General features: G+C 40.3%; 19 protein-coding genes and 1 riboswitch. Of the genes, 5 read left to right on the forward strand and 14 right to left on the reverse strand.

Annotated features, from left to right (window positions below; genetic code table 11):
* Positions 1–11: 11 nt before the first annotated feature.
* Complete coding sequence (locus tag HUW48_RS02960) at positions 12–1,031, reverse strand: DHH family phosphoesterase (RefSeq protein WP_182414256.1); 1,020 nt, start codon at positions 1,029–1,031, stop codon at positions 12–14.
* A gap of 342 nt (positions 1,032–1,373) precedes the next feature.
* On the opposite strand from HUW48_RS02960, the gene HUW48_RS02965 reads away from it, so the two are divergent.
* On the forward strand, positions 1,374–1,793 hold the full coding sequence (locus HUW48_RS02965; protein ID WP_182414257.1) for a nucleoside-diphosphate kinase: 420 nt from the start codon (positions 1,374–1,376) through the stop codon (positions 1,791–1,793).
* 179 nt (positions 1,794–1,972) lie between these two features.
* Here HUW48_RS02965 and HUW48_RS02970 read toward each other — a convergent pair whose 3' ends face one another.
* The 5 genes from HUW48_RS02970 to HUW48_RS02990 form a co-directional block, all read right to left on the reverse strand.
* Positions 1,973–3,049 (reverse strand): lysylphosphatidylglycerol synthase transmembrane domain-containing protein, encoded by a 1,077-nt coding sequence (locus HUW48_RS02970; RefSeq protein ID WP_182414258.1) that lies wholly within the window; start codon positions 3,047–3,049, stop codon positions 1,973–1,975.
* The gene (locus tag HUW48_RS02975; protein ID WP_182414259.1) at positions 3,036–3,803 is read right to left on the reverse strand and encodes a segregation and condensation protein A; all 768 of its coding nucleotides are present in this window, start codon (positions 3,801–3,803) and stop codon (positions 3,036–3,038) included. The genes HUW48_RS02970 and HUW48_RS02975 overlap by 14 nt, the downstream gene beginning before the upstream one ends.
* Positions 3,804–4,154: 351 nt before the next feature.
* On the reverse strand, positions 4,155–7,295 hold the full coding sequence (gene infB / locus HUW48_RS02980) for a translation initiation factor IF-2 (RefSeq protein ID WP_182414260.1): 3,141 nt from the start codon (positions 7,293–7,295) through the stop codon (positions 4,155–4,157).
* Positions 7,296–7,489: 194 nt separating this feature from the next.
* Positions 7,490–8,740 (reverse strand): transcription termination factor NusA, encoded by a 1,251-nt coding sequence (nusA, locus tag HUW48_RS02985; RefSeq protein WP_182414261.1) that lies wholly within the window; start codon positions 8,738–8,740, stop codon positions 7,490–7,492.
* A 9-nt stretch (positions 8,741–8,749) separates the two neighbouring features.
* Positions 8,750–9,223: a ribosome maturation factor RimP gene (locus HUW48_RS02990; RefSeq protein WP_246343673.1), complete on the reverse strand. Its 474-nt coding sequence runs from the start codon at positions 9,221–9,223 to the stop codon at positions 8,750–8,752.
* Positions 9,224–9,532: 309 nt separating this feature from the next.
* Here HUW48_RS02990 and HUW48_RS02995 point away from each other — a divergent pair, with 309 nt between their 5' ends.
* A complete protein-coding gene (locus HUW48_RS02995) occupies positions 9,533–10,636 on the forward strand; it encodes an endonuclease/exonuclease/phosphatase family protein (protein WP_182414262.1) in 1,104 nt (367 codons plus the stop codon).
* Between the two features lie 162 nt (positions 10,637–10,798).
* On the forward strand, positions 10,799–12,280 hold the full coding sequence (gene cysS / locus HUW48_RS03000; RefSeq protein ID WP_182416254.1) for a cysteine--tRNA ligase: 1,482 nt from the start codon (positions 10,799–10,801) through the stop codon (positions 12,278–12,280).
* 133 nt (positions 12,281–12,413) lie between these two features.
* Here cysS and HUW48_RS03005 read toward each other — a convergent pair whose 3' ends face one another.
* The 8 genes from HUW48_RS03005 to HUW48_RS03040 all read right to left on the reverse strand — a co-directional run bounded on the left by HUW48_RS03005 (position 12,414) and on the right by HUW48_RS03040 (position 21,266).
* Positions 12,414–13,331: a S66 peptidase family protein gene (locus HUW48_RS03005; RefSeq protein ID WP_182414263.1), complete on the reverse strand. Its 918-nt coding sequence runs from the start codon at positions 13,329–13,331 to the stop codon at positions 12,414–12,416.
* 150 nt (positions 13,332–13,481) lie between these two features.
* Positions 13,482–14,735, reverse strand: a complete 1,254-nt coding sequence (locus HUW48_RS03010; RefSeq protein ID WP_182414264.1) for a homoserine dehydrogenase — start codon at positions 14,733–14,735, stop codon at positions 13,482–13,484.
* A gap of 103 nt (positions 14,736–14,838) precedes the next feature.
* The gene (gene metX, locus HUW48_RS03015; protein WP_182414265.1) at positions 14,839–15,867 is read right to left on the reverse strand and encodes a homoserine O-acetyltransferase MetX; all 1,029 of its coding nucleotides are present in this window, start codon (positions 15,865–15,867) and stop codon (positions 14,839–14,841) included.
* 282 nt (positions 15,868–16,149) lie between these two features.
* Entirely contained in the window at positions 16,150–17,535 is a 1,386-nt protein-coding gene (locus HUW48_RS03020; RefSeq protein WP_182414266.1) for an O-acetylhomoserine aminocarboxypropyltransferase/cysteine synthase family protein, read from the reverse strand.
* A gap of 239 nt (positions 17,536–17,774) precedes the next feature.
* Positions 17,775–17,880, reverse strand: a riboswitch (SAM riboswitch).
* 143 nt (positions 17,881–18,023) lie between these two features.
* Positions 18,024–19,262: a NupC/NupG family nucleoside CNT transporter gene (locus tag HUW48_RS03025; protein WP_182414267.1), complete on the reverse strand. Its 1,239-nt coding sequence runs from the start codon at positions 19,260–19,262 to the stop codon at positions 18,024–18,026.
* 248 nt (positions 19,263–19,510) lie between these two features.
* The gene (locus HUW48_RS03030; RefSeq protein ID WP_182414268.1) at positions 19,511–20,122 is read right to left on the reverse strand and encodes a superoxide dismutase; all 612 of its coding nucleotides are present in this window, start codon (positions 20,120–20,122) and stop codon (positions 19,511–19,513) included.
* A gap of 69 nt (positions 20,123–20,191) precedes the next feature.
* Positions 20,192–20,638 carry a nucleoside deaminase gene (locus HUW48_RS03035; RefSeq protein ID WP_262891487.1) on the reverse strand — a complete coding sequence of 149 codons (447 nt, stop codon included), beginning with the start codon at positions 20,636–20,638 and terminating at the stop codon, positions 20,192–20,194.
* A gap of 76 nt (positions 20,639–20,714) precedes the next feature.
* Entirely contained in the window at positions 20,715–21,266 is a 552-nt protein-coding gene (locus tag HUW48_RS03040; RefSeq protein WP_182414269.1) for a hypothetical protein, read from the reverse strand.
* Positions 21,267–21,819: 553 nt separating this feature from the next.
* Between HUW48_RS03040 and HUW48_RS03045 the strand changes: the two genes are divergently transcribed.
* Both HUW48_RS03045 and aspS read left to right on the forward strand, forming a co-directional pair.
* Positions 21,820–22,026, forward strand: a complete 207-nt coding sequence (locus tag HUW48_RS03045; RefSeq protein ID WP_182414270.1) for a hypothetical protein — start codon at positions 21,820–21,822, stop codon at positions 22,024–22,026.
* A 593-nt stretch (positions 22,027–22,619) separates the two neighbouring features.
* Complete coding sequence (gene aspS, locus HUW48_RS03050) at positions 22,620–24,365, forward strand: aspartate--tRNA ligase (RefSeq protein ID WP_182414271.1); 1,746 nt, start codon at positions 22,620–22,622, stop codon at positions 24,363–24,365.
* The last annotated feature ends 26 nt before the right edge of the window (positions 24,366–24,391 follow it).

Genomic DNA, 24,391 nt, shown 5'->3' on the forward strand with positions numbered 1-24,391 from the left:
TAGGTTACGAATTAATTATCTTTGGTTAGTTGGTCTTTATACTCAGGTAAAGTTTGTAAAAATTTAGCTACTGTATCGGTAAGTGAATCGTACGATATACCGCCAGCCGCATTGCGGTGGCCACCTCCTTGGAAATGTTTGCGCGCAAAATCGTTCACTGAAAAATCGCCTACCGACCGGAATGACATTTTAACGGCGTTACTACGGTCAATTATTAAAGCAGCAAAAACTACTCCTTCAATAGATAAGGCAAAATTTACGAGGCCTTCGGTATCGCCGGTTTTAGAATCATAGTGTTTTAATTCGTCGGCTGTAATAGCAATATAAGCTGTTCTAAATTCCCGGAGTACGGTTAGCTTATCTTTCAGCACATAGCCTAAAAACCGCAGCCGGGTTTCAGTATGACTATCGTAAATAAGACGGTGAATATTAGAAGTGTTCACGCCAACGTGCAGCAGTTCGGCAATAATTAAGTGAACATTACGCGAGGTACTCGGATGCCGGAAAGAACCCGTATCGGTCATAATGCCCGCGTATAAGCATTCGCCAATATGAACATCAATTAACGATTGGTCGCCTAAATCGCGAATTAATTCAAACACCAACTCGGCGGTAGCGGCAGCTTTGGTATTGGAGAAACTTATTTCGGCAAAATTCTCGGGTTCTAAGTGATGATCAACCAGTACTTTTACGCCCGGCGCTTCTTGTACATAAGGGCCCAATTCATTAATTCGACTCAACGAAGAAAAATCGAGACAGAAAATAACGTTGGCCTGATTTATTAATTTACGTACTAGTTCATCATTTACATTCGGGTCGTAGGTAATTACCTCGTTGTTACCGTTCATCCAGTTAAGGAAATCCGGGTAATCAGAAGGGGTAACTACTGTAACTACGTGACCTTTCTTTTTGAGGTAACCAGCTAAACCCAGCGAAGAACCTAATGCATCGGCATCAGGTTTATGGTGAGTGGTGATCAGAATCTCTTTTGGTTCCTGAAGCAGTTCCTTTAGAGCAGTAATTTGTTGCATTCTTAGCTTAAAAGCTCCTTTTTAAAAATTAGGTGCAAGACACAAAATTCGGTATAAAATAATTTAAAACAAAACATTAATTATCAAGGCTCAAACAGCAGTCAAATAACGCTTAAACCAGCTAATTATTAGTAGTATATTGCCGAACTCTGTTAATTTTGCGCCGGTTTTGCGGTTGGCTTTAAAGTTGGAAGGTTAAAAGACTGGAAAGTTGTTTTACTTTTTTACATAATCCATAATAGGTTGTACAATTTAAAAACAATTCAGCAATCCAGTTTTTCAACATATACCTTTATAAACTATTAAATATTATTATTTACTAAAAAAAACAAATTTATATACATGGCTACTAACCAAACATTTACAATGATTAAGCCGGATGCGGTACAAGACAACCACATTGGCGCTATTACTCAAATGATCGAAGCGGGTGGTTTCCGGATTGTTGCTTTGAAAAAAACAAAATTAACTTCGGAGCGGGCTGGTCAGTTTTACGAAGTGCACAAAGAACGTCCTTTTTACGAGGGTTTAGTAAATTATATGAGCTCTGGCCCAATTGTAGCCATGATTCTGGAGAAAGAAAATGCAGTAGCCGATTTTCGTAAGTTGATTGGAGCTACTAATCCGGCCCAAGCCGAAGAAGGAACCATCCGGAAAAAGTTTGCTAAATCTGTTGAAGCCAACGCCGTACACGGCTCTGACTCTGATGAAAATGCCCAAATCGAGGGAGATTTCTTTTTTGCTGCCGATGAGCGTTTCTAAATGGCTGCTTTTCAAACAATAATGAAATAGGGTAAACATTAAATTAAAATAATAAAAGAGAAAGCTGGTTCATTTTAATGAGCCAGCTTTCTCTTTTATTATTAGAAGCATGCTTAGTTTTAAAATTTATTTCTATAAAAGAAACCAGACCTTTTAACAAAGGGGGCCTTTCAGAAACTTTATTTGGTTGATAGCTCCGGCTCTAATTCTGGTTTAACATTAGTGCCAAATACCCTGGATACCCAGCGTGGTAAAAATACAGAACCTAAAATTAAATAAAGATAATAGGTAACCATGCGGTAAAGCAATACAATAACAGTGGTAAAGCTACCTAGCCATTTACCAAAAAAAGTAGGAAAAGCAATTTCGGCGAAACCAGCGCCTCCGGGCGTTATAGCTACTAACAGTACTACTTTATAAATTAGGTTACGCGAAAAAATAAGCATGTGGTCCTGAAAGCCAATATTGGTAAAAGCTGCAATCAAGCAATTAATAACATAGTAACGAGCCGTCCAGACGAAGATAGTAGATAAGCAGGCTCTGCTCCAATAACCAAAAGAATAACCTTTTAATTGCCGCGACGCCCATACTAACTCGTTGCCATGTTTATAAGCCGCTAACCGCCACTTTTTTAGAAAACCTATTGAAGTAATTCGTAGGAATAATCGTTTAACTGCTTTAGGGTTGCGAAATAAAGCGTACCACATTAACATCGCGTATAAAGCAATTAGTAAATAGCTAATAATAAATGCAATCTCTAAACCTGCTTTAAATGATTCGGGTAGAGCGGTTACATCGGGGAAAACATCGCCTTGGGTGGCAAACAAAACTAGAGGTACTGCTGCTAAAAAAAACATATTGTCGAGCATAGCGGTAACCATTACGTACGCCAACGACTTACCTAATGGAATGCCTTCTTTGTTAATAATAAAGGCCGCTACCGTAGAACCACCCGCCACCGACGGCAACACGCAGGAGGCAAACTCCCACAGCATAATTACATCCAGGCTTTTGCGCCAGGTAAGGACTTTTTCGGTGATATGCCGAATACGATAAACGTATCCTGCATCGCGAACTATTAACACCAAAATAGTCATAACCAGCCAAAAGGGCTGGGCATTTTTTAAATTTTGCAAATCGGTGATATTGTTGTTCCGGTAAAACATGTAGCCAATTACCACCAATCCAATAAATACTGGAATTAATATTCGCTTTGTCGAAAAGTTTTCCAGTAATTTTTTTCTATTCAGATCCATCAGAAGCTACTTGTAAAGATTCCTCAAATACTTTAAGCCGGAAATTATTAAAGCCTTCGTCAATAATTATGCTAATTACCTGCAGTTGTAGCATATCCAAAATGGCTAAGAAATTAAAAATAATTCCAATTTTATCCGGAAAAGCCGTTATGAGTTCCGTAAAAGTGATAGAACCAGCTTTTTGTAATTTGGTTTGAATAAAATCACGTTGCTGTTCAATGGTATACGGGTAAGTATAAACAGTATGTTTGGGCCGGTTTTGTTCTTCCTCGTAGCGGTTCATTGCTTTTTCAAAAACCCGCATGAGTTTATATAAGCTTAAATCCTGAAGTTCATAATCGAGTTTACTTTTTTTAGCTATTAGCTGTAATTCATCTTCAATATTACCCCGTTCTTCCTGGAGCAAGCGTCTTTCTTCCATTTCGGCCATATCGCCGATTATGGCTTTATATTTTTTATACTCAAGTAAGTGCTGTACCAGTTCTTTACGCGGATCTATGTCGTTACCCTGTTCGTCCTTTTCTATCCGGGGCAGGAGCATTTTAGCCTTAATACGCATTAAGGTAGCAGCGGTTAAAATAAATTCGCTGGCTACGTCCATATTTAACTTTTCGAGTTGAGCAATGTACGCCATAAAATCGTTTGTGATTTTATAGATTGGAATATCATGGATATCCAGTTCATCGCGCTCAATAAAGAAAAGAAGCAAATCAAAAGGGCCTTCAAAAAGGGATAACTTTATCTCAAAACTCACGCTGCAATCAGGAATTAACTGTATTTAAATAAGTTGCAAAATTAGGTAAATTATACAGTATACTACTGTTTTGCCATTAATGATTTGTAAAGGTTTAAAAGTGACTAGTTAATGAAAGCCTTTGGAAGTCTAGTCATTGTTGCTATTGCTGCTCTATTGGTTTTAGTAAATTAATTAAAAGAAAGTAAAAAGTAATCCTGGCTACAATCATCCATTTTATTTAATCAGAACAGCTAAGCATTTTAAAAGTTGTTAACATAACGGAAATAAAAAAACCGGAAGTACACTTCCGGCTTTTTTATTTTAAATAAATTTTGTTTAAAACTTACTTGCTTGACGCAAGACTTAACTCTACAAGGTACGTTTCACTTCGCGTTCTTCGTATGCTTCAATAATATCACCTTCCTGAATATCGTTAAAGTTTTTAATGCTAATACCGCATTCGTAACCTTGGCGTACCTCAGATACATCGTCTTTAAAGCGTTTCAGAGCTAGGATTTCACCAGAGAAAACTACAATACCGTCGCGCACTAATCGTACCCGGCTATTGCGGTTGATCGTTCCATCAGTAACCATACAGCCGGCAATAGTACCCACTTTTGTAATCCGGAATACTTCGCGTACTTCTACGTTGGCTATTACTACCTCCTGCATAGTTGGTGCTAACATACCTTCCATTGCATCTTTCAACTCGTTAATAGCATTGTAGATAATAGAGTAAAGCCGGATATCAATTTGTTCCTGCTCGGCGAGTCTCCGCGCGTTGGCCGATGGCCGCACCTGGAAGCCAATAATAATTGCGTCAGAAGCGGAAGCTAACAATACATCGGATTCTGAAATTTGACCAACGCCTTTTGCCAGAATATTTACCTGAACTTCGTTCGTAGAAAGTTTTAGTAATGAATCGGAAAGGGCTTCTACGGAACCATCCACGTCACCTTTAACAATTACGTTTAATTCTTTAAAAGAACCAATTGCTAAACGGCGGCCAATTTCATCCAAGGTAATGTGCTTCTTGGTACGTAAGCTTTGTTCGCGTTGCAACTGCTGGCGGCTCGAAGCAATTTCGCGTGCTTCCCGTTCTGTATCGTATACAACAAACTTATCACCAGCTTGCGGCGCACCATCCAGACCCAGCACCTGTACAGGAGTAGAAGGTCCGGCTGTTTTCATTTTTTTGCCCCGGTGATCGGTCATAGCCCGAACGCGGCCGTAATGTGAACCAGCTAACATAACATCTCCTACGTGCAAGGTTCCGGTTTGTACCAGCACGGTAGTTACATAACCGCGGCCTTTATCTAACGAAGCTTCAATAATAGTACCCACCGCGTTACGGTCTGGGTTTGCTTTTAATTCCAATAATTCGGCTTCAAGCAATACTTTTTCCAGCAACTCCGGTATACCTACCCCCGTTTTGGCCGAGATTTCCTGGCATTGGTACTTACCGCCCCAATCTTCCACGAGTACATTTATAGCGGCTAATTGTTCCCGGATACGATCTGGGTTCGCGGAAGGCTTATCTATTTTATTAATTGCAATTACAATAGGACCACCTGCTGCTTGCGCATGATTTAATGCTTCTTTAGTTTGAGGCATTACATCATCGTCGGCAGCTACTACAATAATAACTACGTCGGTAACCTTAGCACCCCGGGCGCGCATCGCCGTAAAGGCCTCGTGACCTGGTGTATCTAAGAAGGTAATGCGTTTACCGGTATCCGTTAATACATCGTACGCTCCAATGTGCTGGGTAATACCACCTGCCTCACCAGCAGTTACTTTAGAATTACGGATATAATCGAGCAATGAAGTTTTACCGTGGTCAACGTGACCCATTATAGTTACAATTGGTGCACGGTCTACCAGGTCATCGGTATCATCTTCTTCCTCTACTATTACTTCTTCCTCTTCAGTAGATAAAAACTCTACATCGTAGCCAAATTCGTCTGAAATAATAGTAATAGCTTCTGCATCCAGGCGTTGGTTAATAGAGACGAACATACCCAACGACATACAAACTTTAATTACATCGTTAACGGATACGTTCATGAGTGAAGCCAGGTCATTAGCCGAAATAAATTCAGTTAACTTTAAAATTTTAGCTTCTGATTGTTCCTGTTGTCTTCTTTCTTCAGTAGCATCAGCTATAGCCGAGCGTTTCTCACGGCGATATTTTGCCCGGTTTGTATTGGTATTTTTGTTACCACTTAAACGAGCCAGGGTAGCTTTAATTTGATCCTGAATTTGTTTGTCAGAAACCTCTGGTTTTGCTCCTGCAGCTATTGGCGGCCGGTTATTGGCACCTGGTGTAGCAGGACGATTATTAGGCCGGTTGTTATTACCTCCTTGGTTTGGACGCGGCTGGCTAAAATCTTTACGCTCGCCGCGTGTTACCACCGGCCGTTCAGATGGATCAGGTGCAGCAGCGTTGTTCTGAACAATAATACGTTTCCGTTTTTTCTTATTGTTTCCGCTGCCTCCACCAGTATTAGCAGAACTATGTTGGTTCTGGTTATTACTTACAGGGGCACTCGCTGGCTTGTTTCTGATTTCAGGAGTTGGTTTACCGCCTTTTTTACGCGGAAAATCTTTAGGTAATTCAATTTTACCTAAAACAGTAAGGCCTTTTAAGGTATCTGCCTTGGCCGGAATAATTTGTTCTATTTCTTCGTCGTTATTATGTGAAACTTCTTCGTTGGTAACTTCCGTTTCTTCCACATCTGCTTCTGCTTGCTCTTCTACAGTAGTATCATTTACGGAGGCAGTTGGAGCAGGAAGTTCTGCTACAGGTTGTGGTTGCGGTTCTATCTGTTGAGGAACTTCTGCAACGGGTGCTTCCTCAACCTTCTCCATCACTGGTTGTATTGCTGGTGCTTCTGGTTCCGGTTCCGGGGTATGAACTATTTCTGGTTGAGGAACTTCAACCTCAGGCTCTTTAAATTCCGGAATCTCTATTGGTTTTTCCTCTACATCTACAATCACTGGGGCAGGCTCATGTTCCGCAACTGCTACCGGTTGTTCTACAGGCTTTGGCGCAGGCGCAGCTACTGGGGCCGGGGCAGTTTTGGGGCTATTTAAATTAATGTTGCCAACTACTTTAAGACCTGGTAATTTAACTCCGGTTTCAACGGGCACGTCTTTAGGAATCTCAGGTTTTTTTACCTCAGGTATAGTGGGAGTAGGGGTAGGTTTTGGTGCAGGGTTAGGTTTCGCAAATATATTTGGGTCGGCTTTCTTCACCTCAGGCACTTCTGTTTGGGCAGCAACACCAGAAGGCTTTTTGTTAATATTTAATTTTTCAGCCTCAATTTTAGCCTGAACCGACGATTCAAATGCATTCATCAGCACCTCGAACTGCTTCGATGTTATTTTTGAGGTAGGTTTGTTCTCGATATCAAAACCTTTAGCCGCCAGAAAGTCTACCACCGTAGACGTACTGATGTTTAAGGTTGTTGCTACCTGTTTAAGCCTCATCGTTTTTTCTTCTGCCATGCTCTAAATATGCTGTCTTTTTTAATAGGTTATTGGTAATCGGTTGAATCGCCGTAATTTTCGCGCTAAATTAAATGAAATAATGCGTTTCTGAATCCAAATTTTTCGTAATCAAAAAAATATTATTCAACTGTTACTATAATAAGTATAACAAATAAGTAGCTGTTGTTCGTTCCGCTGCGCATACACCAAGTTTAACTGTTATCTGTATCAAATTCCTGCCGGATAACTGCTAGTAAATCATCTACAGTTTCTTCTTCTAATTCGGTGCGGCGTACTAAATCTTCGCGTGTAACAGCCAATACGCTTTTAGCGGTATCTAAACCTATCCGCTTGAGTTCTTCAATTACCCAGGCATCAATTTCATCGGAGAATTCGTCCAGAGAGATATCTTCTTCGTATTCTTCCTGCTCCCGGAATACATCAATTTCTAAACCTACCAAGCGGCTAGCTAATTTAATATTTTGTCCGCCTTTACCGATTGCCAATGAAACCTGGTCGGGTTTCAGGAAAACGGAAGCCCGACCGTCTTCTTCGTTAATGCGAATGCTGCTAATTTTAGCTGGGCTCAAAGAGCGTTGGATATACAGTTCAAGATTATCGGTGTAATTAATAACATCAATATTCTCGTTTTCCAGTTCACGTACAATTGAGTGAATCCGGGAACCTTTCATGCCTACGCAGGCTCCTACCGGGTCAATGCGGTCATCGTACGATTCTACTGCTACTTTAGCCCGTTCTCCCGGTTCACGCACAATGTTTTTAATTACAATTAAGCCGTCGTAAATTTCAGGTACTTCGTTTTCAAACAACCGCTCCAAAAAGGCAGGAGACGTACGCGATAAAATAATTTTAGGCGTACCATTATGAATTTCTACGCGGTGTACTACTGCCCGTACTACATCGCCCTTCCGGTAACGGTCTTTGGGTATTTGCTCTGATTTTGGAATAATTAACTCGTTGTCGTCCTGGTCCACGAGCATTACTTCGCGATTCCAAACCTGATATACTTCGCCGGAAATAATTTCACCTACCAGATCTTTGTATTTCTGGTACATTAAATCTTTTTCCAGATCTTTTACCCGTTGAATTAAAGTTTGCCGAGCTGTTAAAACGGCCCGGCGGCCAAAATCTTCTAATTTTATTTCTTCCGATACTTCTTCCCCTACTTCAAAATCCGGCTCAATTTTTTGAGCATCAGATAAGGCAATTTTATCGTGGTCCCAAATGTCTTCGGAATTATCATCTACAATTTCGCGGTTACGCCAGATTTCCAAATCCCCTTTCTCCACGTTCAGGATAATATCGAAGTTTTCATCCGTTCCCCACCTCTTACGAATCATGGTCCGGAATACGTCTTCCAGAATTCGCATCATAGTAGGACGGTCAATATTCTTGAACTTGGCAAACTCCGCAAATGATTCTATCAGGACTGAACTGTTCATTTTTCTTTCTTATTTAAAAGATATTACAATATTCGTCTTCACTATATCCGTAAAGTTTACCTGGGTTGGTACCAGGGTAACTTTTTTACTTTTTTCTTTTACTTCTTCCGTAATTTTAATGCCATCGGCCAGTACTTCTTCTAAGATTCCGGTTTTTTCAGAGCCATCTTTTAGTACCAACTTCAGTTTACGGCCAACATGGCGTTTGTACTGTCGCTCCGACGTTAAAGGCTGATCTGCTCCCGGCGAGGTTACTTCCAGGACATAGCTAATATCGTCGCCATATGTAGTTTCAATGCGGTTGTTCAGCCGTCGGCTAACCACGGCGCATTCATCTATTCCTACGCCATTATCGCCATCCAGTATTACCGTAATTTTGGGCTTAGCCGGATTATCCGATACCTGAACTTTTACTACGAATAATTCATCCGAAGGCAGACAACTGGGTAACATTGTTTTAATATTTTCCGCGTTTAGCGTCATGTACTTCTGTTTTCTAAAAAACAAAATAGGGGACGCCTGTCCCCTCTTCATCCAATTAATTTGTACAAATGTATGAAAAAATTACGTTTAAAACAAATTCCATTCTTTTTGCTTTAATTTTTTCTGGTTGATTACCTTACAGATACTAAGATAAAAGTACCAATAGAATAGAAGAGAGAGGTAAAAGAAGTACTTTAAGGTAGCTAAAAGCAGGTTATTACTAATTTTAATTGTTTGGTATATTTACTAAGGTGAAATTATAGACATTAAACCTTAATTTGTAAGTTTGTTCTGGTTTATTTTTAAAGCGTGCGTAAAAAAGTTTCGGTTACATTTTATTATATTCTGGTAATCTGGTTATTGCTGGCAATTGCATCCATGCGTATTCCATCTTACTATTTTTGGCTAACCGGCTTTTTTTTATTTACCACGCCCATTCCGTTAGTACTTAACCTGGTTTACCTTTTTACTTGGGGTTGGCAACGCTCACGCCTGGTTATTATGCCGGTTTTAGTAATAGTATTTGCCTGGAACTACTACCAGCGGGGTTTAACCCTGAATTTTAACGAAAAGCCTTCTGAAGCAAAAGCTGCTAATTTACCTAAAACCGCAACCCTAGATGTGTTAAGTTATAATGTGCGTATTTTTAATACTTACGCGCACCTGCAAGATAAACAGGCCACTAATTCCCGGGACATGATAAAATGGGTAGCCGAAAATTCTGCTGATGTATATTGCTTGCAGGAGTTCTACAACGAGCCCCAATCTTCTGTTTATAATTCGGTACAAAAAATTGTAAAAAAATACGGTAAGTATTATTTCATATCCAATACCTTAATTAACCGGGTAAATGGCCAGTTTGGGATGGCAATTATTTCTAAGTATCCAATTTTAAATAAAGGCACAATTAAGTTCGAGAAGCTTACTCAAAACCACGCAATGTTTGCCGATTTGAAAATTAAGAATGATACCGTACGGGTATACAATTTTCATTTGCAATCGATGAGCATTGAGGAGCAGGATATTATTAATACCTACCGGGAGCAAAATTTATTCGGGAAAGATTTACGGAAAGTCTTACGCCGTTTAAAGAATGGTTTTATTAAACGCAGTTACCAGGTAAATACTTTATACGACCATCTTAAAGATTCGCCTTACTCGGTAATCGTTTGCGGCGATTTAAACGATGTGCCTTACAGTTATACTTACCAAAAATTGAACCGCCAGTTACTAAACGCACATACGGCCGCTGGTTGGGGAGTGGGAAGTACTTATAATGGTATTTTGCCTTTACTTCGTATCGATAATCAGTTTTTTAGTCCTGCTTTAAAAGTAAGTAATTTTAAAGTACACCACGATATAACTTTTTCCGACCATTTTCCGCTAACGGCTACTTATATAATTAGTCAATAGACACTGGTCGACAGTCCACGGTTTATACTGTATAGTGTGAAACCATAATTAGCTTTTTAAGCCTGAATAATACCAGACTGAAAAAATATATAGCCATTCAAACTCTCTGGACTATTGACTATCGTCTATGGACTATCGACTAAATCTACTACCTTTGCGCCCATGCAACCTTTAGCTCTTTATAACACCCTTACCCGAAAAAAAGAAATATTTGAACCGCTGCACGCTCCCTTTGTAGGAATGTATGTGTGCGGCCCTACGGTATACGGCGAAGCGCATTTAGGCCATAGTCGGGCGGCTATTACTTTCGATGTGCTATTCCGGTATTTAACTCATATTGGCTACAAAGTACGTTATGTGCGCAATATCACCGATGTTGGTCATTTAGTAAACGATGCCGACGAAGGCGAAGATAAAATTGCCAAACAGGCTAAAGCCGCTCAATTAGAACCCATGGAAGTGGTGCAGCATTTTACCAGCCGCTACCACCAGGATATGCAGCAGCTAAATGTGCTTTCACCGAGTATTGAACCGCGCGCCTCTGGTCATATGATTGAGCAGATAGGTATGATTCAGGAAATCATAAACAATGGCTATGCTTACGAGGTAAATGGTTCGGTTTATTTTGATGTGCAAGCTTATAACCAGCAACACCACTACGGTAAATTATCGGGCCGAATTATCGATGATTTATTAGCAAACACCCGTGAGTTGGACGGGCAGCAGGAAAAGCGTTCGCCGCTCGATTTCGCTCTTTGGAAGAAAGCTTCGGAAGCGCATATTATGCGCTGGCCTTCGCCGTGGAGCGATGGTTTTCCGGGCTGGCACCTAGAATGCTCGGCAATGAGCCGCAAGTATTTAGGAGCACAGTTTGATATTCATGGTGGTGGTTTGGATTTAATGTTTCCGCACCACGAATGTGAGATTGCCCAAAGCCAGGCTAGTAACCATACCGATGCCGCTAAATACTGGGTCCATAATAACCTGATTACTATTAATGGCCAGAAAATGGGTAAATCGTTGGGGAATTTTATTACGCTCCGCGAGTTGTTCTCCGGTCAGCATGAGTTACTGCAAACGGCTTATACTCCCATGACTATCCGTTTTTTTGTGTTGCAGGCGCATTATCGCAGTACTTTAGATTTCTCGAACGAAGCCTTGCTGGCTGCCCGAAAAGGGTATTTAAAGTTAATGAACGGTTTAAAGGTTTTAGATAAAATTGATTATCCTTCTGAAGGCCAAGAAACGGGCGCTCAGGACAGCGACCTGCAAAAGCTACTCGACGATTGCTACCGCAGTTTAAATGATGACCTGAATACCGCTAAAGCTATTGCCTCTTTGTTTAATGTTTTAAAGAAAATAAACAGCATTTACATGGGGCAGGTGCCGGTAACTAGTTTAAGCATCAGTATGTTCCAAAATTTAAAAACTACTTACCGGGCCTTAGTAACCGATGTATTAGGTTTAACCGAAGAACAACCAGATAACTTGGACCAGATGCTAGCCTTGCTCCTTAAGTTTTACAAAGAAGCCAAAGATGCCAAAGATTACGACAAAGTAGATGAAATTCGGGCCGAGTTTAAAAAATTAGGAATTGTGGTTAAAGACATGAAAACCGGCATTGACTGGGCTTATGAAGAATAAGCTTAAACCCTTTTTCTAAATTTTATCAGAAGAAAACATTAAAAGTAAAACCCCGGTAAATAGCAGTTTATCGGGGTTTTACTTTTACTTGTAGTTTACCAGGTGGTTGCCGTTGATTTTAGTGAAATTATATTTAAAGGTTAACTTCCTCCGATACGTACTCCAGCAAACTCCCATTTGCCTTTACTTTTAAATGAACTTGCTTCCCGCAAATTAAAGCTAGATTATTCGTTTCGTGACCAGTTGGGAAATCAAAGCAAATTGGATACGAATAGTTAGCCGTGTGTTCCTGAATAATTTCGTAAGCTGTTTTTCCAAATGGAACCGGATTGTCGCGCAAATCGGTCATGTGCCCCACAATTAAACCGGATAAGGTTGCTAATTTACCGCAACGCTTTAACTGTACCAACATCCGGTCGAGGTTATATAAATATTCGTCGATTTCTTCTACAAACAAGATTTTGCCCGCATAATCCACATCAGAAGGTGTACCAATTATAGTGTTTAGCAAACTAATGTTGCCGCCAATTAGTTGGCCGGTAGCTTCGCCAGGTCGGTTAAAATTGTGCCCTGTAACCTGGTAGCTAATGGGTTCATCAAATAAAATCTGGCGTAGACTCTCGATGGCCGCTTCACTGCCTGCCCGCCCGAATAAAGAAGGCATTATGCCATGAATGCAAGCATAACCTAGCCCGGTTAAATGAAATAGCAATGCAGTAATATCGCTAAACCCTACTATCCATTTAGGAGATTGCGCAAATAAAGTAAAATCAATTTGATCCAGCAGGCGAGTGGTGCCGTAGCCACCCCGGGCAGAGATAATGGCTTTAATTTCTGGGTTATCCAGCATGGTTTGCAAATCAGAAACGCGTAACTCATCGTTACCGGCAAACTGATGGTAATCTCCGGCTATACTTTTGCCAATAACTACTTCTAAACCCCATGAAGTAAGTATCTGAATAGCAGGTTGAATTTCGGATAAGGTAATTTTACGGGCTAAAGCACAAATCGCAATTTTATCGCCGACCCGTAGAGTAGGGGGAAAGATCATGGGTAAAATATTCTATTTATTGAGAGGTATTGGCCACGTAAAAAGTCCTGAGTGGAGAAAGTTAATATTAAGTACAAATTACTTTAAAAGGAAATAAAAAAGGCTGTGCCACTAAAACAGCACAACCTTCTTGTTAAGAGTATATAATTTTTAAATTACTTCTATTTCTTCAATAGCTTTTTCCCGTACGTCTGCAGGTGTAGTATCTCTGGCCTGAAAGTTACCCGTACTTACTAAAAACGCATCCGATTCGCGGAGTAACTCAATGTTCTGCAATAAAGTGTCGAGCCGCACATAGCCGATAATGTATTTAAAATCTTTCGCGATAAATTTCTCGGAAATATTTTCAAACTGCAGCGTTTTGAGTAAATCTTTGTTGGTGTAGCGCAGATAAACTTCTACCTCAATATTATTAGTAGAGTTTACTTCGATGTGCTGCAGGTGTTTTTTGTATTCGTATTTGTAGCCGTAGGTTAAAGCCGATATATCCGATAAAACGGCTGAACCAGTAGGATACCCACCAGCTCCCTTACCCGAAAAGAATTGCTTTTCGGAGAAAGCAGCCTCTACAATCACGCCATTATATTCGTTGTCAACGTTGTAAAGGGGATGTTTGCGGGTAATAAACTGGGGCATTACAAATAAAGTAACGGTAGCTTCGTCTACTTTACTTACGTGCGGCACCAATTTGATTTTATAGTCTTTCTCGCGGGCATATTGAATATCGTACTTCGATAAATTTTGAATGCCGATATTAAAAACAGTATCCGGGTTCAGGAATAAGCCAAAAGCATGCGCCGCGATAATAGTTAATTTATATTTAGGGTCAAATCCACCTACGTCTAGGGTGGGGTCGGTTTCGGCAAAGCCTAAATCCTGGGCTTGTTTAAGGGCTATGTCGTAATCTAAATTCTCGTTAAAAATTTTTGATAGAATATAGTTCGAAGAACCATTAAAAATACCACTTACGGCATACAGTAACTCATTATCGTAGTACTCTTCCAGTGTCCGGATAATCGGAATAGAACCGCAACATGAGGCTTCGTACAACAACGATACCTGGTGCTCGTGCTGCAATTGAACCAACTCTTCTAAGTGCTGAGCCACCATTTTTTTATTGGCAGTTACCACGTTTTTACCTTTTTTTAAGGCAGTAGCTACAATCTCAAAGGCTTCGTCGGCATTATCAATCAATTCAACAATCAGGTCAATTTCCGGATTGTCTAAAATATCATCTTTTTCGAACGTAAAGTAGGAAGTAGGTAACTTACGCTTTTTAGTGCGGTCTTTTACACATATTTTCTCAATGCTGGCTTTAATACCGCGGCTGTTTTCCAATACATCATATAACCCCTGTCCTACGCAGCCAAACCCAAACAAACCTATTTTCTGAATCTTAGTCATAAGTAATAAATAACACGTTTTTGGCTGAAGTTTTCACAGCCGGTATAACGTTGTGGTACTAATTAGAATGCAAAATTAATGGAAACCAATATCTTGCAAAAATTTATTTCGCTACTGGTACGGCCAGAAACGTCTCAATAAGCTGCGTTAATTTTTCGGTTTCAATTAAAAATCCATCGTGCCCGTAAAAAGAATCAATTTCCTGATAGATTGCTCCCGGGATATGTTGAGCCAGATACCGCTGCTCTGATGTTGGGAACAAGATATCGGAACTTATTCCTATTACTAAAGTTTTGGCTTTTACCTGTTGTAAAGCACTTTCTACGCTGCCGCGATGCCGCCCTACATTGTGCGAATCCATGGTTTTACTGAGCGAGATGTAAGAATACGCATCAAAACGATTAACTAATTTTTCGCCCTGGTAATTTTGGTAGGAACTGGCGTTAAAATTATCGGTTCTATTTAAATCTGTTTCGCGTTGCGTTTTAGAGTACGTATCGTAAGTACGATAACTGAGTAAAGCAATGGCCCGGGCAGCTTTTAAACCTTTTCGGCCTCCATCCGGCACGTTCAAATGATAGGTATGATCGGCGCGAATGGCCATGCGTTGGGCTTCGTTAAAGGCAATGCCCCACGGCGAATGAAACGCGTTGGTAGCTACTATTAGTAAATGCTGAACAATTCCGGGTTGCAGAATTGCCCATTCCAAGGCTTGTTGCCCCCCCAGAGAACCACCAATTAAAATATTAATTTTAGAAATGCCCAGATGTTGCCGTAAAATTTCGTGAGCGGCCACCATGTCGCGAATAGAAATATCTGGGAAGGACTGAAAATAAGCCTCACCCGATTCAGGGTTTTCAGAAAGTGGACCGGTGGTACCGTAGCAGGAACCTAAGATGTTCGCGCAAATAATAAAATGTTCTTCCGGATTAAATAAAAAATTGGTTCCGAATAAGCCTTTCCACCAATCAAACACATCCGCATTGGCCGTAAGCGCATGACATACCCAAATAACATTATTTCTTTCGGCATTTAGCGTACCGTAAGTATGATAAGTAATCTGAAGCTGAGGTAACGTTTTCCCACATTCGAGTAAAAAAGGCTGTGGGCAATGTAAAATTTCCTGACTCATGCGTTGTGTTATTTCCGCAAAGATACAAAAACCAAATTTACAGTCAGGAAATTCCACTCCTGCGCCGCCCACCCGTTGTTATGGCAACAGCAGAAATTGCTGCAACAACAAAACAGAGGTAATTTTGAGTCTTTATATTTTTTCACTGTTAATTCTTAAAAATAGATAGATAAACTATAGCGGATTAATTTCTATTACCAACTTACACTTCCTATAATCCTGCCGGGTAAAGATTTTTTAGCCGGCTATTGCCTGGTTAAAGAAAATAGCCGGCTAAGTTAATTAAACAGATTCTATAATCTTCTCGGTAATTTCTGAACCGGGGCTAGTAGCATCTGTATTTGAGCCACCAGACCCACCAGAAGTATTTACCTGGGCAAAAGCTTGCTCAAAGTCCGCTTTAATATCATCAATGTGTTCAATACCTACCGATACCCGCAAAAAGGTTGGGGAAACACCGGCGGCTTTTTGTTCTACCTCGGATAATTGCTGATGGGTAGTAGCTGCCGGTTGAATAATAAGCGTTTTGGCATCGCCTACGTTGGCCAGGTGGCTGGTAAGTTTTAAATTATCAATAAACCGGGTAGCGCTTTCTTTATCGCCTTTTATATTGAACGACAACATACCTCCAAAGCCTCTTTTTAAATATTTTTTAGCTAATTCGTGGTAAGAACTGCTGGGTAAACCCGGATAATTTACACTATCAACGAGAGGATGTTGTTCCAACCATTGCGCTAGTTCCTGTGCATTTTGTGAATGACGCTCTACCCGCAACGATAAGGTTTCTAAGCCTTGTAATAGTAAAAACGAGTTAAACGGACTAATAGCCGGACCAAAATCACGAAGCCCTTCTACGCGGGCGCGAATAATAAACTGAATATTGCCAAACGGACCATTCGGGCCAAATACATCGCCAAATACCAAGCCGTGATAGCCTTCGGCTGGTTCAGAGAATTGTGGATATTTGCCATTATTAAAATCGTATTTACCGCCATCTATTATTACCCCGCCAATGCTGGTACCGTGGCCACCAATCCACTTCGTGGCTGATTCAACTACAATGTGGGCGCCGTGTTCTAACGGCCTAAAAAGATATCCACCGGCGCCAAAAGTATTATCTACAATTAAAGGTAGGTTGTGTTTTTCGGCAAGAGCGGCAATGGCTTCAAAATCCGGAATATTAAAGCCTGGGTTACCAATTGTTTCCAAGTAAAGTGCTTTAGTTTTATCATCAATTAGTTTTTCAAAACTCTCCGGATTGTCGCCGTCGGCAAAGCGTACTTCTACACCAAGGCGTTTAAAAGCTACTTTAAATTGGTTGTAGGTACCACCGTATAAAAACGAGGTGCTCACAAAATTGTCGCCGGCTTGTAATATATTATTTAAAGCAATAAACTGCGAAGCCTGCCCCGAAGCTACTGCCAGAGCGGCTACACCCCCTTCTAATGCCGCCATGCGCTTTTCAAACACATCGGTAGTAGGGTTCATAAGCCGGGTATAAATATTCCCGAATTCTTTCAGGGCAAATAAATTAGCTCCGTGCTCCGCGCTATTAAACACGTAAGACGTAGTTTGGTATAAAGGTACCGCGCGGGAACCAGTGGTTGGATCGACTTCTTGGCCGGCATGTAATTGTAAGGTTTCAAATTTTAAATTTGGAGCAGACATAAGCTTAAGGTTGAAGTTTAAAAAATAATAGCAGCAAGATAAAACAGATTAGTATTCGCGGTACTTCCCGGATTAAAAAACGAATTATAAAAAAGTAAAAATGCGGGAAACGAAAATAGCTTAACAGCTACAACAACCAAAAGTTACAGGCCATATAGAACGTAAAAAACTTGGCAGAACAGCAGAAGGCTGCACAATAGTAGACCCAGAAAGGTATTTAGTGTATTTCATATAAAATTAATTTATATTTCCCCTACATCGGGATAGGAATTGGCACCTTTCAACAAAGGCTGATGGTTGCCAGAGGGTCAGGGAGCCTATTCTCTCGCCTCTTCTTTATAAATCAATTCTGTTTGGTAACAGGGTTTGATGTTGCAAATTAAGTATAGGTTTGGAGATATTTCCAAATTTACCGGAGTATTTTTGCAACTAACAGGCAGTCACAGGAATTGAGTTTGGTACTTTATTCAGACCGAACATTTAAAAAATTAAATTAGTAAACCCGCCAAGGTAGCTGAAAGATAAGAGGCCAAGGTACCGCAGATAAGGGCTTTAAATCCTAGTTTTGCTAAATCGGCCCGGCGCGAAGGAGCCAATTCGCCAATACCGCCCACCTGAATAGCAATAGATGAAAAATTAGCAAATCCGCAAAGGGCAAAACTGGTAATAAGAAGAGTTTTAGGATGCAGGGTTTCTTTAATTTTTACTAAATCCAGGTAAGCTACAAATTCGTTTACCACCATTTTAGTACCCATTAATGCTCCGGCCGTTTCCACATCTTTGCCTGGTACACCCATGGCCCAGGCAAATACGGCAAAGAGTTTCCCCAATAATAAATTTAAACTAAGAGCAGGTACCTGAATAAGCGGACCCAGTTTGCCGAGTAAAACATCAATTAAGGCTATTAAGGCAATAAACCCGATTAGCATGGCGGTTACATTTAAGCCTACTTTTAAACCATCCGAAGCCCCAGCGGCAATAGCATCTATAATGTTGGTGTGTGTTTTTTTTACTTCGAGCTTTACAATGCCTTTCGTCTCGGATTGTTCGGTTTCGGGGTAAACAATTTTAGCTATTACCAAAGCTCCCGGGGCAGCCATTAAACTAGCCGCCAGTAAATAAGGCGCAGGTACACCAAAAGAAATATAAGTAGCCATAACTCCACCCGCAATACAAGCAAACGAGCCCGCCATTGAGGCCATTAGCTCCGAATTGGTCATACCTTTAAGGTAAGGTTTAATCATAATCTGTGCTTCTACCTGGCCCACAAAAGCACTTGCCACGTTCGATACCGCTTCGGCACCGCTAACGCCCATGGCCCAATGCACGGCCTTGGCCATAGCAGATACTATTATCTGCATCAAACCAATATGGTAGGCAATATTTACCAGAACCGCCACAAAAATGATAGTTGGAATAACATTAAAGAAAAATATATGACCGTTGCCTATCCCAAAAGCTTTTTCGAGTACCTCTTTGTTTACTAATGCGCCAAACACAAATTCTGAACCTTTCTGCGCAAGGCTCAATAATCTCTCGATGCTGTGACCTACGTAGCCAAAAATAGCTTTGCCAGTATCGGTTTTTAAAATAAAAATGGCTAGCCCAAATTGCAGTAATAAACCAACTCCTACCAACCGGTAATTAATGGCCTTGCGGTTATTGGATAGTAGGAACGCTAAACCTAAAATAAGTACTATCCCAATCAACCCCGTAAATCGCTCCATAAAAAAGTAAAGGTGTAAATCATATGGTGTTAGAATAAGATAATTGTGTTTTTCACCTGGCAGGTTGTTCTACGCGGAACAGAATTGTTTGGGTGATTTGAACAGGTAAAGTTAAGTTAATTTTAAATGTGAGTTTTTAAGTTTTGCTAAGTTAATTTGAAAATTCTTAAACTTACTTTGATTAAACGCATAAAAAAGAAAGGGCTTCGGTTAAATAACCGAAGCCCTTAAAAATATAAAAAAGTTAATTAGCTAGCTTGTGAGAACCGGCGGTTTACTTCGTCCCAATTAATCAGGTTAAAGAAAGCAGTAATATACTCAGGCCGACGATTTTGGTATTTTAAATAGTAAGCGTGTTCCCAAACGTCTAAACCTAATAAAGGAAAACCGCCGCAATTTTTTTCGACATCCATAAGTGGGTTATCTTGGTTGGCGGTAGAGCAAATTTGTAAGTTGCCACCTTCCATTTGGCACAGCCAAGCCCAACCCGAACCAAATCGGGTAGTAGCCGCTTTCGTAAATTCGTCTTTAAATTTTTCGTAGGAGCCAAAAGAACTGGTAATTGCATCGGCAATTGGCCCGGTGGGCTCGCCGCCGGCATTAGGAGCCAGAATGGTCCAGAACAAATTATGGTTGTAGTAACCACCACCATTATTGCGCACTGCCGCTGGAGCATTACCAATATTTTGCAGGATTTCTTCAATGGATTTTCCTTCCAAATCGGTACCCTGAATGGCATTGTTTAAGTTGGTAGTATACGCCTGGTGATGCTTAGTATGATGAATTTCCATGGTTTGCCGGTCGATATGTGGTTCCAGGGCATCGTAAGCATAAGGTAATTGAGGGAGTTCGAAAGCCATAGTTTTATAGTTTTAAAGGTTAGATATTCAAGTATGTATAATACCAGCAAAAGCAGCCAAAGATAGCCGCTAATTTCGTTTATTCAAAAAAAACTCCCGGAGCAGTTCCGAGCATTCGTGCGCCAGAATACCGCTTTCCATTTCCGTTTTCGGGTGCAATAAAGTACTCCCAAAACGCCGGAAGCCTCGCTTCGGATCAGCTGTAGCATATACCAATCGTTTTAATTGCGCCCAATAGCTTGCTCCCGCGCACATAACACAAGGTTCTACGGTTACGTACAGGGTGCATTCGTGCAAGTATTTATTACCTAAGTAATTTTCTGCCGCTGTAATAGCCAGTATCTCGGCATGGGCGGTTACATCGTTTAACTTTTCGGTTTGATTGTAGGCCCGGGCAATTATTTTGTTTTGGCTAACCACTACTGCGCCAATAGGAAGCTCGCCTTCTTCTAAAGCGTACAATGCTTGTTTGTACGCCTCTTTCATAAAATGTTCGTCGCTGAGTACTGAAAGCACGTGGGTTATAATTAATAAAATAAAATATGAAGTCAGATAACTTTAACTGCCTTTAGCCCGATTTGTTCTGTTATTTTTAGCTAATTTTAATGGAACGCATTATTTTATTAGCGGTAGCTTGCCATTCGGGTTTTAAATTTGCCGGACAATTAAAAGTAAAAATCAGCAGCTTATCGTTTTCAATTGCGTATTGAACAATCGTGTATTTCTGGATAGGAGCTAATTTATTTTTTTTCTTGTCATCATCCTTTACTGACGATACAAACTCAAAAACCAAAAATTCATGGCCATTAAGAGTAGTTACTTCCTCCCGGATAAATTGTACCTCCGAATACATACTTAAAATGGCGGGTTTATAAAACTTTTGAAGCAACGGTATGTCTTTCTTCGCGAAAGTAGAAGGTTTTTCTGTAACCACTAAATCAACTAAGCCGTTGGCTCCGGTATAAGCTGCAATAGGTTTCCGTTGCGCCGGATACCTCGATGCAATCAATTCGTCTGGCATAACCCCAAAATCAGCGGGCAAAGAGGTAGTAATATTTTTAGTAATCTTAATTGGTTTTAACCTGCCAGGCCCAAAGCTGCTTAGCCCAAAAACTAATGTTAAAGAAAGAAAGAGATATTTCATAAATGTTTGCAAAATAAAAAGGCAAAATAAGTTCTGGTTAATTGCCAACTATTTTTACTAAATACTTCAACGAAGGTAGTTTAAAGTATAGAAATGGATTGAAAATTCTTGGTTAATTATTATTGTTATTTTAATAGACCAACTACTTATAACAAAAAGATTGTAAGGTTAGTTGCTTCAAAAATTGGGGTTGTTATACCATTGGGACTACTTTTTGCCAGGTAACCTTTCTTTATTTTTTAGCTAAGGTGTCAGGAGATAAGCTTAATAAGTACGTATTTATTCTGTTTTTTTAACCTAAACAGCTTAAATACTTAATTCTTACTTGTAATCAGACTAAATTATTAGAGAATTGTTAAATTTATCTAGTTCTATTTAAATTCAAATGTTACCTTTGGCTTCTTGGGTAAACGAGTTAAACTTTTTTTCTTAAGAACAGTATTTAGGAATTGTGTAGAAGAAAAAAGTAAATAAATTTTTCGGACGTGCAACTAAGTATGCATGGGGAGGGTCTTGACGTTGATATCTTAAGTTTTATTTGCGGTTGTTTGCTATGAAAAAATTGAGTGCCAAACGAAGAAAAGAACTTTATAGTTTAAGCTCTTTGTTGTTTCATATTATTGCTTTTATAAGTCTGCTATTTATTTTAAACTACAACTCCGAAGAAAAGAAAGTAGCTAAGAAAGCGAATATCTATGCTTCCTCTCCGGAGTACGAACAATACAAAGCCGCTTCTGGCAGAATCGCTACTTTAAAATAACAGTAAGTGCCAATCGGCCTATTTCGTATATCTCCTGAATAAAACTTTTTAGGATCTTTGTTCCTGCATTAAAGTAAATTCAGGTTTATACGCGTATTCTAGCTGTGTTTTAGCCAAGCAAACTCTCTTTCTTTTACATATAAAACGAATTAATACAGCAAAAGCTATTCTGGGTGAGATCATCCCAAAATTCGTTTTACACTTATTCATTTCAGGGCTTTTACCTAGTATACTTATCTAAAGTCCTGAAATGAAATTAGTTTTGAGCACTTTAATGTTAGGTTACCTGTAGATAAAGCCTTGGTTTTATCTTGCTATAGTGTACATACCTACATTTCTCCTTCGAAATATTTACTGCAATTCTGGTATAAGTTTAAGAGATATTCTAATCTTTGTCTATTATTCTGAGGTGCTGTTAAATTAAAACTAGTAGCAAAGCTAACTTTGGCTGAATTACTTATTTTTTTTAAGTTTGCCCCTCCAATTTTAGGCAGTGGTGAGGGTTGTTTTTACTTGAGAAATTCTTTTAGTAAGCTGCAACTCACTTGCGTATTTAAAAGATTGAACGTTTTTAGATTAGATAGATTAATTATATGCTTAGAACCCATACTTGTGGCGAATTAAGATTAGAAAATGTAGGACAGGAGGTTACCCTTACTGGTTGGGTGCAACGTACCCGCGACAAAGGCGGTATGCTTTGGGTTGATCTGCGCGACCGGTATGGCATTACTCAATTAAAGCTCGAGGAAGGAATTACTCCAGCCGAAACTATTAGCCAAGCGCGTAATTTAGGCCGCGAATTTGTAATTAAAGCCACTGGTACCGTAATCGAGCGAATATCTAAAAACGATAAGCTACTCACCGGCGATATTGAAATACAATTACATGATTTAGCCGTTCTGAACCCGGCTAAATTACCACCTTTTTTAATCGAAGACGATACGGATGGGGGCGATGATTTGCGTATGAGATACCGCTACCTGGATTTACGACGCAGCAGCGTACGCAAAAATCTGGAACTTCGTCACCGCATGATGCAACAAACCCGGGCTTACCTTGATGGCTTGCAGTTTATTGAGGTAGAAACTCCCGTATTAATTAAATCAACTCCCGAAGGAGCCCGCGATTTTGTGGTACCTAGCCGGATGAACCCGGGTGAGTTTTATGCCTTGCCGCAATCGCCGCAAACGTTTAAGCAATTGCTCATGGTATCGGGGTTCGATAAGTATTTTCAAATTGTGAAGTGTTTTCGCGACGAAGATCTACGAGCCGATCGCCAGCCTGAGTTTACCCAAATAGACTGTGAACTTTCTTTTATTTCGCAGGAAGATATTCTGAATACTTTTGAAGGGTTGGTAAAGTACTTGTTTAAAACAGTACGCGGGGTAGAAGTGCCGGAGTTTCCCCGGATGACTTACGCCGATGCCATGAAGTACTACGGCAATGATAAACCGGATACTCGTTTTGACATGCGTTTTGTGGAGATGAATAGCTTTGTGCAAAACAAAGGATTTAAGGTTTTTGACGACGCTCAATTAATAATTGGAATAAATGTTACCGGCGCTGCTTCTTATACCCGCAAGCAATTAGACGAATTAACCGAGTTTGTAAAACGACCACAACTGGGAGCTACTGGCTTAATTTATGCCCGCGTAGAAGCAGATGGTACGGTAAAATCATCGGTAGATAAATTCTTTAATCAGGAGGCTCTGCAGCAATGGGTACAAGCATTTGCGGCTAAACCCGGTGATTTACTTTTAGTAATTGCGGGGGCCGCTGATAAAGCCCGTAAAGCCTTATCAGAATTACGTTTAGAAATGGGAGAGCGCTTAGGTTTACGCGATAAGAATACTTTTGCGCCTCTGTGGGTGCTGGATTTTCCGCTGCTGGAATACAACGAAGAAGAGAAACGTTATTTTGCCATGCACCATCCTTTTACCTCACCCAAGCAGGAAGATTTTAGCTTACTAGAAACGGACCCGGGGGCTGTTCGGGCCAACGCCTACGATATGGTAATTAACGGCGTAGAAGTAGGAGGCGGTTCTATCCGGATTCACGAGCGGCCCTTACAGGAACGCATGTTTAAATTATTAGGCTTTACCGAAGAAGAAGCACGCGAGCAGTTTGGCTTTTTATTAAATGCCTTCGAATACGGAGCTCCACCGCACGGAGGTATTGCCTTTGGTTTTGATCGATTGTGTTCTTTATTTGGTGGAGCCGACTCTATCCGCGATTTTATTGCTTTCCCTAAAAACAACTCTGGTCGCGATACCATGATTGATTCTCCGTCGCCGATTGCCGAAGCGCAGCTGAACGAACTGAATATCCGGTTGAAATAAGTTTTTTGACCAATATAATTATAGAA

It is taken from the genome of Adhaeribacter radiodurans (assembly GCF_014075995.1).
GTDB lineage: Bacteria > Bacteroidota > Bacteroidia > Cytophagales > Hymenobacteraceae > Adhaeribacter > Adhaeribacter radiodurans.

Excerpts from the sequence above, each read along its gene's own strand:
- HUW48_RS02960 (WP_182414256.1), bottom strand. The coding sequence starts at position 1,031 with ATGCAACAAATTACTGCTCTAAAGGAACTGCTTCAGGAACCAAAAGAG.
- HUW48_RS02965 (WP_182414257.1), top strand. The coding sequence starts at position 1,374 with ATGGCTACTAACCAAACATTTACAATGATTAAGCCGGATGCGGTACAA.
- HUW48_RS02970 (WP_182414258.1), bottom strand. The coding sequence starts at position 3,049 with ATGGATCTGAATAGAAAAAAATTACTGGAAAACTTTTCGACAAAGCGA.
- infB (WP_182414260.1), bottom strand. The coding sequence starts at position 7,295 with ATGGCAGAAGAAAAAACGATGAGGCTTAAACAGGTAGCAACAACCTTA.
- nusA (WP_182414261.1), bottom strand. The coding sequence starts at position 8,740 with ATGAACAGTTCAGTCCTGATAGAATCATTTGCGGAGTTTGCCAAGTTC.
- HUW48_RS02990 (WP_246343673.1), bottom strand. The coding sequence starts at position 9,223 with ATGACGCTAAACGCGGAAAATATTAAAACAATGTTACCCAGTTGTCTG.
- cysS (WP_182416254.1), top strand. The coding sequence starts at position 10,799 with ATGCAACCTTTAGCTCTTTATAACACCCTTACCCGAAAAAAAGAAATA.
- HUW48_RS03005 (WP_182414263.1), bottom strand. The coding sequence starts at position 13,331 with ATGATCTTTCCCCCTACTCTACGGGTCGGCGATAAAATTGCGATTTGT.
- HUW48_RS03010 (WP_182414264.1), bottom strand. The coding sequence starts at position 14,735 with ATGACTAAGATTCAGAAAATAGGTTTGTTTGGGTTTGGCTGCGTAGGA.
- metX (WP_182414265.1), bottom strand. The coding sequence starts at position 15,867 with ATGAGTCAGGAAATTTTACATTGCCCACAGCCTTTTTTACTCGAATGT.
- HUW48_RS03020 (WP_182414266.1), bottom strand. The coding sequence starts at position 17,535 with ATGTCTGCTCCAAATTTAAAATTTGAAACCTTACAATTACATGCCGGC.
- HUW48_RS03025 (WP_182414267.1), bottom strand. The coding sequence starts at position 19,262 with ATGGAGCGATTTACGGGGTTGATTGGGATAGTACTTATTTTAGGTTTA.
- HUW48_RS03030 (WP_182414268.1), bottom strand. The coding sequence starts at position 20,122 with ATGGCTTTCGAACTCCCTCAATTACCTTATGCTTACGATGCCCTGGAA.
- HUW48_RS03040 (WP_182414269.1), bottom strand. The coding sequence starts at position 21,266 with ATGAAATATCTCTTTCTTTCTTTAACATTAGTTTTTGGGCTAAGCAGC.
- HUW48_RS03045 (WP_182414270.1), top strand. The coding sequence starts at position 21,820 with ATGAAAAAATTGAGTGCCAAACGAAGAAAAGAACTTTATAGTTTAAGC.
- aspS (WP_182414271.1), top strand. The coding sequence starts at position 22,620 with ATGCTTAGAACCCATACTTGTGGCGAATTAAGATTAGAAAATGTAGGA.